Here is a 13,485-nt window from a genome sequence, read left to right on the forward strand (position 1 = left end):
TTAAACTTCCATGATCTCTTTTGTTTTTAAATCCAAAATTTCATCTATTTTCTTAATATAAGAATTAGTACCCTTCTGTACATCGTCTAAAATCCGACGTAAATCATCTTCCGTAATCTCAGAATCCTTTTCCTGGTTCTTCGCTCTACCATTTAACTCCTGCCTAATATTCCTAGCCATAACTTTGTGTTCCTCAGCGATCCTTTTTGCCTGTTTAGCCACCTCTTTACGCCTTTCAACAGTCAATGCAGGTACTTTAATCCTAAGTACTGATCCATCGCTTGAAGGATTCATAGAAAGATCTGAGTTAAGTATAGCCTGTTCTATTTTACCCAATAACGTCTTATCCCAAGGTTGAATTACAACAAGCCTTGCCTCTGGAATACTAATATTGGCAACCCTGGTTAAAGGAGTTTTTTCCCCATAATAATCAACTAGTATCCTATCAAAGAGAACACTACTCACCCTACCTGTTCTTAAGGATTTATACTCACCCTCAAGAGACAAAAGAACTTTATACATCTTTTCATCCAATAAAGCCTTATACTCCTCCACTAAAGCCTCCTTAAAATTGAAAGGAAAATATCAAATTATTACCCAACACATATACACTTAAAATCTATCACCTCTATCTTGCTTAGAATTAACCTTGAGATCTCTTCAAGCTTTTCTTTAACAGTAAATTTATCGTCCTTTACAAACCCCTGCTCTAAAAGAGCAATCTCCCCTAAATGCTTTTTAAGCTTCCCGGCCACAGTCCCCTTAACTATACTTTCAGCCTTTCCACTACTTTCCATTTGCTTAGTAAACACCTCTTCCTGTTCCCTAACGTAATCAGGACAAATATGATCAACACTTAAATAAAGCGGAGCAAAAGCTGCAACATGTAAAGCCAAATCCATCGCAAGACCATTCAGTCTCTCATCCTCTACCTTAGAAGCATCATCAACCCTTAATTTAACAAATACTCCTATTTTAGCCTGTTCCCCGTGAAGATAATTCTTAACAAGTTCATTGGATGAAATATCTGTAATAAAAATCTTCTTTACCTGAATATTTTCCTTTATCGTAGCCGCTAAATTCTTAATTCCATTTTCTTGTTCTTCATCTAAAGAATCTCTACCATTCTCAACTAGTTCTTTTACCAAAGAATTCCCAAAAGCCACAAAATCACTATTCATAGCAACAAAATCCGTTTCACATGAAATAAGCAAAAGACCCACTCTCTCTTTGTTTGCATAGGAAAACACGCGTCCCTCTTTAGCGTCTCTATCACTTCTCTTATCAGCCGACGCAATCCCCATCTCTTTAAGTTTTTTCCTAGCCAGTTCAAAATCACCACTAGCAAGCTCTAAAGCTTTCTTACAATCACCAAATCCAGCTCCAGTTGCATCCCTAAGTTTTTTTACCTCTTGAGGACTAATACCCATACCATTCTCCTTCTACTCTTTTAATTCTTTCTCATTATCATTCTTAACTTCAATTTCATTTACTAAGTCTTCCTCGTTCAAATTCTCAACTATTTGAATCCCAACTTCCTTGTCACTCTCAAGGATGGCATCAGATATAATTTTGGTAAATAAAGCAACAGAACGAATCGCGTCATCATTCCCAGGTATCGGACAGTCAATGACATCTGGATTACAATTTGTATCAACTACTGAAATAATAGGAATACCAAGATTCCTCGCTTCGTTAATAACTATTTGCTCCCGTTTAGGATCAATAATAAAAACCGCACCCGGAAGATCCTCCATATCCTTGATTCCCGTCAAATTCTTAGCCAGTTTCAACTTCTCACGATTAAGCTGAGAAACTTCCTTTTTGCTAATCATATCAAAAGTCCCATCAACTTCCATCTTCTCCAATTTTTTTAACTTTTGAACCGATTTCCTTATAGTATTAAAGTTTGAAAGCATACCCCCAAGCCACCTATTATTCACATAAGGCATATCACTTCTTTTAGCCTCTTGTTCAATTATTTCGCTTGCCTGTTTCTTAGTCCCAACAAACAATACCTTTTTACCGCTCTTGACTACACTCTGAACAAGCTCGTAAGAATCCTTAATTCCTTGCAAAGTTTTTTGTAAATCCAAAATATGTATTTCATTCCTCTCAGAAAAGATAAACCTCTTCATCCTTGGATCAAGCCTCTTCACCTGGTGCCCAAAATGAACTCCAGCTTCCAAAAGACTCTTCATAGTAATAACTGCCAAAACAACCCCCTAAATCCTTCTCTTTTACTCGCTACACACATAGCGGATGCTACTTATTCTCCAGTAAGAATATCACAAAATAAAACAATTGATAAGTACATTGTATCCAATCAGATTAATAGTGGCAAATAACATTTAAATTAGCTCCTTCTCTTTAAGAGTAAAAATAGAAAAACTAGTTCGTATCTAAACAAGGCTATCATTCCTGCTGTCAAGATAGAGTCATGAGGTCAATGCGATTATTGTACTAAAAGATTCTTTTTTATTTTTCACTACTTAATCGTCCCTATTTCTTATATTCAACAGCTCTAGCGAGATTAAACGAAAATGTTTTAAAAAACTTTGCTGTAAAAAATCAGAAACAAGGATTCTTGGATCCTTTACTATAAGTCGTTCTTATTTCTCTCAGAAAATCTTAATAAAGATATAAAAACTATTGAACCAATCATTGGAAATAAATAGAATAGGAAATCTATTTGTCTATTGTAGTAATCGGAATAAAAAAAGGATATAAAAAATAAAAATAAGACACTACCCAAAAAACTTACAGAATAAACCAATAAAAATCCAAACCTTAATACACCGAAAAAAATAACAAAAAAACTTACCAAAAAAGAAACAACAATATTGGTCAAAATCAAATGAAAAAAAAATGTTATCATGCAACTCTCTTACCTAAGGCTCTAATCTAAAACTATCCAAACTACCTATATCTAGAATAACACCATAAAAATCATCCTCTATCACATTACCCACAGCCATAACAAAAATTACTAAATTGTACTTAGGGGAAACATCTCGTGTGAAAAAATCATTACTAATATGCTTAAGGTCCAAAGGCCTTTTATCCCCATCCAAAACTTTACTCTTCTTAAGAGCTTCAGAAAACTCAGAATATAAACCATCAACAACATGAGATCTATATATGGTTTTAATATCAGTAAGGAGAGGTGCAGAAGAATCACTACCTCTCCTTACACTAATGAAAGCAGACCCAGGGGTACTCTTTCTTAAATCCTCAAAATTAAGTTCAAAATACAAAGGAAGCTTCCCATCAATCCAACTTTTATCTAATTTTAAAGTTGGCCTCCCTGAAAAACGCCGCTCATTTAAATTTATCTTATAAAATCCCCTATTATTAAACTCAGAAACATTATTAAAAATTCCCTTCAAAGCATCAAAATCTTTCTGTACCGTCTTTGCAAAACCATCGGAATGATAATTTGAACCTTCGGGGTAGAACTTGTAGTATATATCAAACCCCCTAATTTTAGCTGTATTCGGTTTGTTAAAATACCCAAAAGGTAACAAAAAAGCAAGAGTATCCCTGGAAGCCCTACTATCAACCTTAACAGGAGAGTCAACTATGACAATATCCTCAATGCCACACCCTAAACCCAACAAAAAAAAACTTAATAAACTACTAAAACCTTTTCTCACTTCACAATAATAAAATTGAGTCACTTAAGCTGCAAAAGCTTATTCCTAGCTATATTCACATACAAATTATTTTCATAAGAGAAGTTAGAAATCTGCTCATATATCTTTATAGCCATATTTTTATCCTTCCCCTCAACGACTAACGCCTTACCAAGCAAAGCCTTAACCTTTATAAACTCAAACTTTGTCTTCTTGATAATGTTATCATACGCTAACAAAGCATCTTCCATCTGTCCCATTTTTTCATAAATCACAGCCTTATTAAGGTAAGCGATTTCCTTCTCAATCCATTTTGACTTAAGAACAACATCCAAATCATCAAGAGCTTCCTTGTATAACCCCTTGCTCTGTAAATAAGTAGACCTTGCAAGATAAAATCTGGGAAAAAACTCGTGTGAAACATCCTCCATCTTACCTATAGATTCTTTTATCCTAAGTTCTATCTTATTTCTTTCCTCATCGCTTCTTTCCCTTAAGTAAAGATTTAAATCGCCCTCAAGTTTCTCTACTATCTCTCCTCCCGTCTTAACATAGTCCACATCCATAGAGCTATAAAAAACAACCACAATACCCGCAAGAACAACAGCAGCAAGAATACCTACAAAAATCTTACCCCTAAACATCAGCATTCCTCTTCAGTAAATTTGCAAACGGTTTATAAGACTCATCGTCATCTTCCTTAAACAAATAAGAAGAAATCTCCTCCCTTGATTTTTGACTCTCATACTCTTTATAAGAAAGCAAGACCAATTTATTCCTGGAGTCAATATTTGTCAATATAACTTTAAGCTTATCCCCAATATTCAAATTATCAAAAGTACTCATGCTAGATTCTTTAGTATCTCCAAGTTGTATTTTACTAATAAACCCCATGATCTTATTATAAACTCTTACTTGAAGCCCCTTAGACTTCTTCTCAACAACTTCCACCTCAAGAGAATCCCCCTTCTTATAGCTCCTGGCAAAATCATCCCAAGGATTCTCTTCCAACTGCTTAATTCCCAGTTTAATATTTTGTCTCTTTGCATCAAATTCAATAACTTTTCCACTAACAGAGCTTCCCACCTCAAAATAATCCTCTGGATTAACGTCGTCTACCCAAGAAATATCAAATTTACTAATGTAAGCATCTATACCCTCTTCGATATTAACAAAAGCACCCGTCTTCGTTATATTTTTAACAACCCCCTGTATAACTTTCCCAACAGAAAATCTCTCAGACAGATTATCCCAAGGATTCCCATTAACCTGCTTAATTCCTAAAGATATTCTTTGCCTTTCCTTATCTATCTCTAAAATCTTAACCTCCACAATTTGCCCAATCTTAACTACCTCTTGTGGGCTCTTTATCACTCTTACCCAAGAAAAATTACTTACATGAAGAAATCCTGATATCTCATTATCAAGTTCAACAACAGCACCAAAGGGTAATATCTTAACAACCTTTCCTTTAACAATGCTTTCAACTCCATACCTAGATTCAATAGAATCCCAAGGATTTGTCCTTAAAGCTTTAAGCGATAACTCCATCTTTGCTGTCTTCAAGTTCAGCTTAATGATTTTTAACTTCAACCTATCACCAATATTAATAAAATCCTCAATATTTTCAACACGAGTGTAGGCAATATTCCTTTTATTTAATATTCCTAAAACAAACTCCCTAACCCTTATAATAGCTCCATACTCTATGATCTTCTCAACAACTCCATCAACGATATCCCCCTCATTGTAAGAACTAACAAACTCTTTCCTTTTTTCAATCTCTCGTTCCTTTTCCAAAGTCCGCCTATCAAGAATAAGCTTCAAACCATCAGTCTTATTCGCTTCAACAACATAAAACTCAACAATAGATCCTCTTTTTAATTTCTCATCTTTAGACCTAGAGCTTAAATAAAGAGGCATAAATCCAGTAGTATTTTCATTAATCTGTACCTTATACCCACTAGGCATCTCAAACATAATCTTGCCCTTAACCACTTTCCTATCTGCAATATACTCATCAACCTTATCTTGAAAACTCAAAGAATCAAGCTTCTCTACGCTAAGAACCAAGCCCAACTCACCCCCTATCCTCGTAACTACCGCATCAATCCTATCTCCAATATTTGGAACGTTCTCAAACTCATCAACTCTAATAAATCCTTCGGATTTATAACCAACATCTACAAGTACATAATCTTTCATGATATTTACAACAATGCCAGTAACATTACTCCCAAGATCTACCCTTTCAAGAACCTTCAGATAATTTTCTTGCAAATCTTCTTGATTTTCCATGCTCACCTCTCTATATCATTTTTTTCAAATTCAAAGTTTCCACGATGCTATCACACGCATCTTCCAAACATTTATAACTTGTGTCAATATAAAAAACATCCTCAGCTAATTCTAGCCTGCCATACTCTTTATTCTTATCAATCTCATCTCGTCTCTCCAGTGCATGTTCCAACTCACTTAAATCCATATTTTCATTTCTTTGTACATGCCGCCTTAAAGCACGAACCTCAACAGAAGCATCCAAATACACCTTAAAATCCGCCTCTGAAAAAACCACAGTAGTAATATCCCTACCCTCTATTATATAATTGCCACCTTCTAATTTAACTATTTCTCTCAACTTTTTATTCACAATATTCCTAACACCCACATAGGAAGAATAAAGTGAAACTTGAAGATCTATCTTTTCATTAAAAATAAGATCGGTCACACTCTTACAATTAAGCAAAAACTCAGAGCCGTCAAACTTGATATCATTTTGGGAAATAAGTTCCAAAATTTTACCCTCGCAAAGTAAATCATACTCGTTTAAAGTAAATTGTTGAGCAATTAGAGTTATTATTCTATAGAGATAACCAGAACTAATAAACTTAAAGCCTAACCTCGCTCCCAATTCTTTCGCAATTGAACTTTTGCCCGAAGCTGAAGGACCATCAATCGCTATGATCACTTAATATTTCCTAAGAGTTCAGACTTTAATCTATTAACTGTAGCCAAAGGAATAATTCTGATTTGTCCTTCTTTTAAATCATCTAATCTAACACTCCCTACTCTAACTCTGTGAAGAGTTTTTAAAAAGATATTTCTACTTAAAAACACTTTGCGAATCTCCCTGTTCCTACCTTCTGTTAAAACCAATCTAGCAGAATTCCTGCTAAGCACGACGTAAGATTTTAATCTAAATATTTCCCCTTCTATTCTTATTCCACGTTTAAAATCAACAAGCAAACCCTCATCAATAACCCTCTTCGACTCAACCAAATATTCCTTTTCTACAGCACCCCTTGGATGAACAATATCATTTGCAAACTGCCCATCATTAGTGAAAAGCAAAAGACCAGAACTCTTAAAATCAAGTCTACCCATTGAAAACAACCTCTCTTTAAACAAAGGCTGAACTAAAGATATCGCCAATCTCCTACCATCTGGATCAAAATTAGAACACAAATAATTCCTGGGCTTATGTAGAGCAACATAGAGCTTGTTTCTAATTCCAAAGCCCTTAAAAACAAATAAACGCCCCCTATATTCTACGCTATCTCCCAAGCTAACTTTATCTCCAAGCCTCGCAAGGCTACCATTTATTCTAACATTTTTTTTTTAATGAGATCTTCGCAACGTCTCCTTGAGCCTACACCCTTTCCTGCTAAAAAAACATGAACCCTAAGTCCTCTAGTTTCTTCTTTCAACACTTTCCTCACTTAAAGCCAAATTAGCTTTCTCTTTCAAATTCCCAGGTTCAAAAAAATCTTCAAAAATTATCTTCCTAAGCTTACTCTCAAGTTCGCTAGTAAGTTCTTTTTCCTTAACAAGATAGTTAATAACACTTTCCCTGCCCTGTCCTAATTTATCATTTCCCATAGAATACCAAGAACCCGTTTTCTGTATCAAGGCATATTTAACCGAAGCATCCAAGATGCTAGCCTCCCGAGAAATACCTTTCCCAAAGTAAATGACAAGCTCCACCTTACGAAAGGGAGGAGCCACTTTATTCTTAACAACCTTAACCCTTATCTTATTGCCAACAACATCATCAGAAGAACTTCCCGTGACCTGCTCAATCTTCCTAACCTCAAGCCGAAGCGAAGAATAAAACTTTAAAGCATTCCCCCCCGTAGTAGTTTCCGGATTTCCAAACATAACACCTATTCTCATTCTTATTTGGTTAATAAACATAATACAAGAGTTGGCCTTAGATAATATCCCCGTAATCTTTCTTAAAGCCTTGCTCATCAATCTTGCCTGAAGCCCAATGTGAGCATCCCCCATTTCCCCATCTATCTCGGCCTGCGGAGTTAAAGCCGCAACAGAATCAACAACAATTAAATCAACACCCCCACTTCTAATCAAATATTCAGCAATTTCAAGCGCCTGTTCTCCCGTATCAGGCTGGCTAAGCCAAAGCTCATCAGTATTTACACCCAAAGCCCTTGCATAGGCAGGATCAAGAGCATGCTCAGCATCAATAAAAGCCGCTATCCCCCCTGTCTTTTGTACTTCAGCAATTGCCTGAAGAGTCAAAGTGGTCTTCCCAGAAGACTCTGGTCCAAATATTTCTACTATTCTTCCCTTAGGGTAACCCCCAACACCCATTGCCTCATCCAACAAAATAGAACCACTTGATATGCTCTCTATTCCCCTACCCACAGGAGACGCTCCCATCTTGATAAGGCTTCCTTTTCCAAAATCTTTTTCTATCTGAATCCTAGCGAGCTCAATAGCCTTTTCTTTATTTAATTTGTCACTCATACTCTCCTCTCTAGTCTTTATGGCCCTTAAATTCGACACTTTCTCTCTTCTAATTTATTTTGGCAGCCTCTATTTTTTTAACACAGTATCTAAACCGCGCATCATTTATCACAAAATCAAGATCATCGCCTTCCTTAGCATCCAGTAAATTTTCTCCAAAAGGAGATTTATAAGAGATAACACCCTCATCCGGCTTTGATTCCCAAGGTCCAAATATCAGGTAAGATTCCTCCTGCCCTGTGTCCTTATTAAAGATAGTAACTTTCGTTCCAAATCCAACAACAGAACTTTGAAGCTCTTTAGTATCAATAACTTTAGCTACTTCTATCTCTAACATGAGAGAATTCAATTTTTTTGTTAAAAATTGCTGCCTTTCCTTTGCAGAGTGATACTCCGCATTTTCCTTCAAATCACCAAGTTCACGAGCCTTACCAATCTCTTTCGAATTCTCCGGTATTTCCACATCCTTCAAATATTGCAACTCTTTCTGCTTTCTATTCAAGGAGCTTAAAATAGTTAAAAACCCTACTTCAGATTTATCTCCTGAGACTTGAATTTTCTCATCCTCAAATTCAACATCGCCAAACACAGATCTTATTACATCCTTAATAGCTAGGAGGTCTTTTGGTGGAAAATCTTTTATATAAAAACAAGTCATATATAACCTCTTAGCAAGCTCCTCATCCATAACTTCACCCAAAACTGAGCTAAGATACCTATCCTTAATCAAAAGATTAATAACCATTTTATAAGTCCTCTTGTTAGCAACAGAATTGTTCTTATTGTTAATCTTAATAACGCTGTCAGCTAGGATCTTGATTAAATTCACCAATAACTCTGAATCGGTATATTCCAAATTAAGTGAATAAGAACTATGATGTTTTAAAAGCCAAATATATGCGTCTTTATATACCTTATAATTTTTTATGATATAACCGAAAAGTTGCTCCGTCTCCCCCACGTCTTCCCTATAAAGGGCATCGACCAGCTTTTTGTTAACAAAGTATGGAAAAAGCTTCTTATAATAAACAACCCAATTACCCAACTCTTCCTTAACGAGAGCAACCAATTCCCTTTTAATTTCTGCATTCAAAATCGAATCAAAAAGATCAACAATATCTCTAGGGTACTCCCTTAAAAGAACCTCCAAATTGATGTCCTTCTCCATATTAACCTTCAAAGCAAGTGTACTTTCAGAATTTCTTAAAGATTTAAGTATTACATAAGAACTTATAACATAATGATCAACTTTTGTAAAATTATTCACATAAATTAAAAAATAATTAAGCATTTCCTCCTCAACATGCAAATTCCTTACAACACTACTAACGTTACAATAGTTCATAAAAATCTCATATCTCTTATAAAAATCTTTCTCCACTTTAAACTTGTCGTAGACTTTTTCATTGAAATTAGAAGCTCTTTCGTTATATACATAATAATCAATTTTGCCAGACGCCATCACAAAATGAGGATTATCCTTTAAAATTTGCTTCGCTTTAATACTCCAAGCATTCCAAACATTTTGAGTCATTAAACTAGGAACAAGCTCCTTTTTAATCCCCTTAAGGTCGATTGATTTATAGCTCTTAATGATTACCCTCAATGCCCATTCAACATCCTTTTTAATATTTTCTATAAGCTCTTCCCTTGGTCTAGTAGCCTTTAAAACCCTTATATCTTCTCTCTCAAGGGGAGCCAGCGCAGATATAGCCATATCAAAACTAATAAAATGCCCCCTCTTAGATACAAAATCCACCACAATACCCTGATCATTTACGTCCTTAACTATTCCAACAGACCAAGTTTGATGATGTACAAAATTACCCTTAGCAAAAAACAAATATTTTTCAAAATCAGAGTAAACATCGACAAAATTCTTATCCAGGTTTTCAATATCGGATTTTTCAAGATACTCTTCAATATTTTTAACGCCCTTATACTTCTCCCTTAAAAAGATAGCTAAATTTTCCCTAGCCTTCTGGTTTTTATTGTCAAGCTTTAAAATTCCCTTTAAAATCTCTATCGTTTCATCCACATTCCCATTTACAGAATAATGTTCATACAAGTCCTCATAAAGAACTACAACCTTTTTAAAGCCAAGCTCCTTCTCAACCTTTGCCAGTATAAGAAGAAAAGAATCAAAATCGTCAGATACATATCGAGTCAGCTTAGTCCATATTTCTCTAACACCTGACATCTGCTTTTTTTCAATGAAACGATAAATAGCTTTCCTAAAAAAATATATAGACTTTTGTAAATCAATATTTTCATAATGAGCAGCAAGTTGTCTTACAAAAGTAGTATCATCAGCATCAGCCTCAACAATACGAACCCAGATATCCGGGAGTTTGTCATTCTCGTTATTTTGAGCATATATCTTTGCAAGAGTATAAAGAGCGTGTTTATTCTCAGAAATTAAAAGCATTTTATTACATATATGTTCAACAAGAGTCCACTTAAGATTTTGAGAAAACAAATCCACAACTGTAAGCAAACTCATATCATTAAGAGGCCTTCTGCTATATATAAGCATACCCGAAACATAAAGACCAGCAATACTCTTCTTGATATCCTTTAAATGCTTACCACAAATATCTAAAGCTTCCTCTGTCAAATTTTCAGAAATTATATCCTCTATTAACTCATCCAATTCCTTTATCTTAGCAAGAGAATAATTATTAACAACTATCCTTGTCCACTTGTCCTCTTGTAAAACATCATCTAATTTTTCCATAGTAATATTAGACATTAAACTCTCCTAATATCAATTTTATTAAACCTAATTTACGTATTGCTGATATATCCCTATATCTATCTCTTTGATATAAGACAAAATTTCATCAATCCGAACCCGATCCTCTTTTATCCTCACATAGTGATCAATAAGCCAAAAATACTTATTAATAAGCCTTGGAAGCAATATGCTCTCGTTTATTGACCTATAAGATTTTGCCCTAAGCTCATTACGCAAACTATAAACAGACTGTTTCAAATGTCCAAGTTCAATAGGCCTTAATTCTCTTTTTATGTTAAAAACACCATTCAACGTCCCATAAACGGGTATCCACTCCTTAATAAGAGTATCTGATACATTCCTCTCACACTTAATGGTTTCTATTAATTTAAGTATCATCTCAGATTCAAGAGCATCTATATCTATCTTTTGAGGATTAATAAAAAAAGCTTCTCTAAACAATACCTTAGCTTCCTTAATCTCATCAATAAGGGCATAAGAATCCGCAAGCTCCGCTAACACATCTGAATTTTCCTTAGCATCTCCCAGTATCTGCAAGAAAACAGTTATAGCCTTCTCATAATTGCCCATCCCCTTGTAAGATTTAGCAATCTTTGTTAAAACATCTAGGTTTTCTGGTTGCAACTTGTATATATTTTTGTATATTTCCAAGCACAACTGAAACACAAAGTGTTTGATTGAATTACGTCCTTGAATAAAATCAAAATCCATCTTCTTTAAATATCTTCTTGCAAAATTATTCCATTCCCTTATTAAAAACTCAGCCCTTTCATACTCCTTGCCTATTCTATCAAGGCTTTCAACCTGACCATTCCAATACACAGAACTCTTAAGCGCAGTCAAAATTTCAACATTATCAAAATCAAGAGAATGTGCTTCTTCCGATTTTATCAAAGCTGCCTTAAAATCACCTTTTCTGAAGCTTAAGTAAATCTCCTTAGTTAATTCCGTGATTTTTTCCGATGACACATTCCCACCACTTTACAATTTAAATAAATCCCAAAAGAACTTGTATAAATTATATCATTAATCATTCTTTAGTCAAACCTGACTTTTTTAAACAAAAAACAATATTTTATTTATTATTTTTTTAAGATAAAATCTATGTGTGGCGATGTTAAAAATAAAATCATGAGGGTATCTTCCACTTATATGAAGCCTAATAAGATTATCAGTAAATCCATTTACTATTACAACTCTCAAAAATATTCCGAGGTTGTCAAGCTTTTAGAAAAGGAGATCTTTTTATACAAAAATTACTACTTCTATCATTATATTTTGGGGATGACTTATCTTAGAATGGGCAATTTAACAAACTCTCAAACATATCTAAAGAAGGCCTACACCTTAAACCCAACAGACCCGAATGTTAAGCAGTCGATTGCAATATTATTAGTAGCTCAAGGCAAGGAAGACAAAGCCGTACGGATATGGCTTAAAATGCTAGAAGAAAATCAAGACACAAAACGCGCAGAACTTTCTTTAGAAACTATCCGAAGAAATCCAATTCAGGGAACGCTATTTTTAAACAAAAAAAACACGTATGATAAACTGTTTCCAGAAATCAAAGCAAAAAGAGAGGAAGCCCTATCTGGGTTGATCAAAATATCATCAGCAGTAATGGGACTTATTGCCCTAGTACTAGCAATATTACTACTTATAAATTCTAGAGAGTTATTTACTCTGAAAGTTAGTTCAAAATCAAAAAATAAAAAAGGTATCAATAACATAACAGCATACATTGATGACATTAAAATAAATAACAAAGAAAAGATCGAAAACGATGAAGGACAATTTATATTCATACTTACCGAAACCGAAATTAAAAATTCATTTCAAAAAATAAAAACTCACCTAAAGGAAAATAAAGATAACTTTGCAAGAATTGAAATAAACAAAATACTAAACTCAAACGCATCAGAATCAATTAAGCTTAAAGCTAAGAATCTTGCCAGTTTCATCTCACGGCCAGATTTTATTACATTTGATGACTATTTGGATTTAAAAAAAATTAAAGAAACTCCATTAATTTACTCAAATGCATATGTAAAATGGGAAGGAATTGCAAATAATATCGAGAAGAGAGATAACATAATTTATTTTGATTTTTATGTAGGGTACAATAAAAACACCCTTGAAGGCATAATCACAACAAAAACAACTTTTGACATCGACATCGACTCTAGAGATTCAGTTGAAATACTCGGTCAGATAGACTACAACAAAAACAGACTTGCTTTAAATGCAATTACAATTCGAACAATAGAGAAATCAAAAAGCTAATTTCCTTTCATGCATACACTTAAGTAAGTTTGGCCTCATTTA

At 34.3% G+C, this 13,485-nt stretch carries 12 protein-coding genes and 1 pseudogene; 1 reads left to right on the forward strand and 12 read right to left on the reverse strand.

The features are described from left to right. The 12 genes and pseudogenes from frr to LSO06_RS00665 all read right to left on the reverse strand — a co-directional run bounded on the left by frr (window position 1) and on the right by LSO06_RS00665 (window position 12,129). Complete coding sequence (gene frr, locus LSO06_RS00610) at window positions 1–555, reverse strand: ribosome recycling factor (RefSeq protein WP_231760165.1); 555 nt, start codon at window positions 553–555, stop codon at window positions 1–3. Between the two features lie 38 nt (window positions 556–593). Next, window positions 594–1,430, reverse strand: a complete 837-nt coding sequence (gene tsf / locus LSO06_RS00615; protein ID WP_231760166.1) for a translation elongation factor Ts — start codon at window positions 1,428–1,430, stop codon at window positions 594–596. Between the two features lie 12 nt (window positions 1,431–1,442). After that, window positions 1,443–2,216: a 30S ribosomal protein S2 gene (rpsB, locus tag LSO06_RS00620; protein WP_231760167.1), complete on the reverse strand. Its 774-nt coding sequence runs from the start codon at window positions 2,214–2,216 to the stop codon at window positions 1,443–1,445. A 383-nt stretch (window positions 2,217–2,599) separates the two neighbouring features. Then, window positions 2,600–2,878: a hypothetical protein gene (locus tag LSO06_RS00625; RefSeq protein WP_231760168.1), complete on the reverse strand. Its 279-nt coding sequence runs from the start codon at window positions 2,876–2,878 to the stop codon at window positions 2,600–2,602. Window positions 2,879–2,891: 13 nt separating this feature from the next. Next, the gene (locus LSO06_RS00630; RefSeq protein ID WP_231760169.1) at window positions 2,892–3,620 is read right to left on the reverse strand and encodes a hypothetical protein; all 729 of its coding nucleotides are present in this window, start codon (window positions 3,618–3,620) and stop codon (window positions 2,892–2,894) included. Window positions 3,621–3,676: 56 nt separating this feature from the next. Then, on the reverse strand, window positions 3,677–4,279 hold the full coding sequence (locus tag LSO06_RS00635; protein ID WP_231760170.1) for a tetratricopeptide repeat protein: 603 nt from the start codon (window positions 4,277–4,279) through the stop codon (window positions 3,677–3,679). Continuing rightward, on the reverse strand, window positions 4,272–5,933 hold the full coding sequence (locus LSO06_RS00640; protein WP_231760171.1) for a 30S ribosomal protein S1: 1,662 nt from the start codon (window positions 5,931–5,933) through the stop codon (window positions 4,272–4,274). Before LSO06_RS00640 ends, LSO06_RS00635 begins: the two co-directional genes overlap by 8 nt. A 10-nt stretch (window positions 5,934–5,943) precedes the next feature. Beyond that, window positions 5,944–6,603 carry a (d)CMP kinase gene (gene cmk, locus LSO06_RS00645; protein ID WP_231760172.1) on the reverse strand — a complete coding sequence of 220 codons (660 nt, stop codon included), beginning with the start codon at window positions 6,601–6,603 and terminating at the stop codon, window positions 5,944–5,946. Further along, a pseudogene (locus LSO06_RS00650) lies at window positions 6,600–7,342 on the reverse strand (pseudouridine synthase). The gene cmk and the pseudogene LSO06_RS00650 overlap by 4 nt, the downstream one beginning before the upstream one ends. Next, window positions 7,326–8,402, reverse strand: a complete 1,077-nt coding sequence (gene recA, locus LSO06_RS00655; protein ID WP_231760173.1) for a recombinase RecA — start codon at window positions 8,400–8,402, stop codon at window positions 7,326–7,328. The pseudogene LSO06_RS00650 and the gene recA overlap by 17 nt, the downstream one beginning before the upstream one ends. A 49-nt stretch (window positions 8,403–8,451) precedes the next feature. Further along, the gene (greA, locus tag LSO06_RS00660; RefSeq protein ID WP_231760174.1) at window positions 8,452–11,154 is read right to left on the reverse strand and encodes a transcription elongation factor GreA; all 2,703 of its coding nucleotides are present in this window, start codon (window positions 11,152–11,154) and stop codon (window positions 8,452–8,454) included. Window positions 11,155–11,184: 30 nt separating this feature from the next. After that, window positions 11,185–12,129, reverse strand: coding sequence for a tetratricopeptide repeat protein (locus LSO06_RS00665; protein WP_231760175.1), 945 nt, complete (start codon window positions 12,127–12,129; stop codon window positions 11,185–11,187). A 183-nt stretch (window positions 12,130–12,312) separates the two neighbouring features. On the opposite strand from LSO06_RS00665, the gene LSO06_RS00670 reads away from it, so the two are divergent. Next, window positions 12,313–13,443 (forward strand): tetratricopeptide repeat protein, encoded by a 1,131-nt coding sequence (locus LSO06_RS00670; RefSeq protein WP_231760848.1) that lies wholly within the window; start codon window positions 12,313–12,315, stop codon window positions 13,441–13,443. Window positions 13,444–13,485: the final 42 nt, after the last annotated feature.

This window comes from Borrelia sp. RT5S (genome assembly GCF_021165755.1).
Taxonomy (GTDB): Bacteria; Spirochaetota; Spirochaetia; order Borreliales; family Borreliaceae; genus Borrelia.

Excerpts from the sequence above, each read along its gene's own strand:
- LSO06_RS00625 (WP_231760168.1), bottom strand. The coding sequence starts at position 2,878 with ATGATAACATTTTTTTTTCATTTGATTTTGACCAATATTGTTGTTTCT.
- LSO06_RS00640 (WP_231760171.1), bottom strand. The coding sequence starts at position 5,933 with ATGGAAAATCAAGAAGATTTGCAAGAAAATTATCTGAAGGTTCTTGAA.
- greA (WP_231760174.1), bottom strand. The coding sequence starts at position 11,154 with ATGTCTAATATTACTATGGAAAAATTAGATGATGTTTTACAAGAGGAC.
- LSO06_RS00670 (WP_231760848.1), top strand. The coding sequence starts at position 12,313 with ATGAAGCCTAATAAGATTATCAGTAAATCCATTTACTATTACAACTCT.
- tsf (WP_231760166.1), bottom strand. The coding sequence starts at position 1,430 with ATGGGTATTAGTCCTCAAGAGGTAAAAAAACTTAGGGATGCAACTGGA.
- recA (WP_231760173.1), bottom strand. The coding sequence starts at position 8,402 with ATGAGTGACAAATTAAATAAAGAAAAGGCTATTGAGCTCGCTAGGATT.
- LSO06_RS00635 (WP_231760170.1), bottom strand. The coding sequence starts at position 4,279 with ATGTTTAGGGGTAAGATTTTTGTAGGTATTCTTGCTGCTGTTGTTCTT.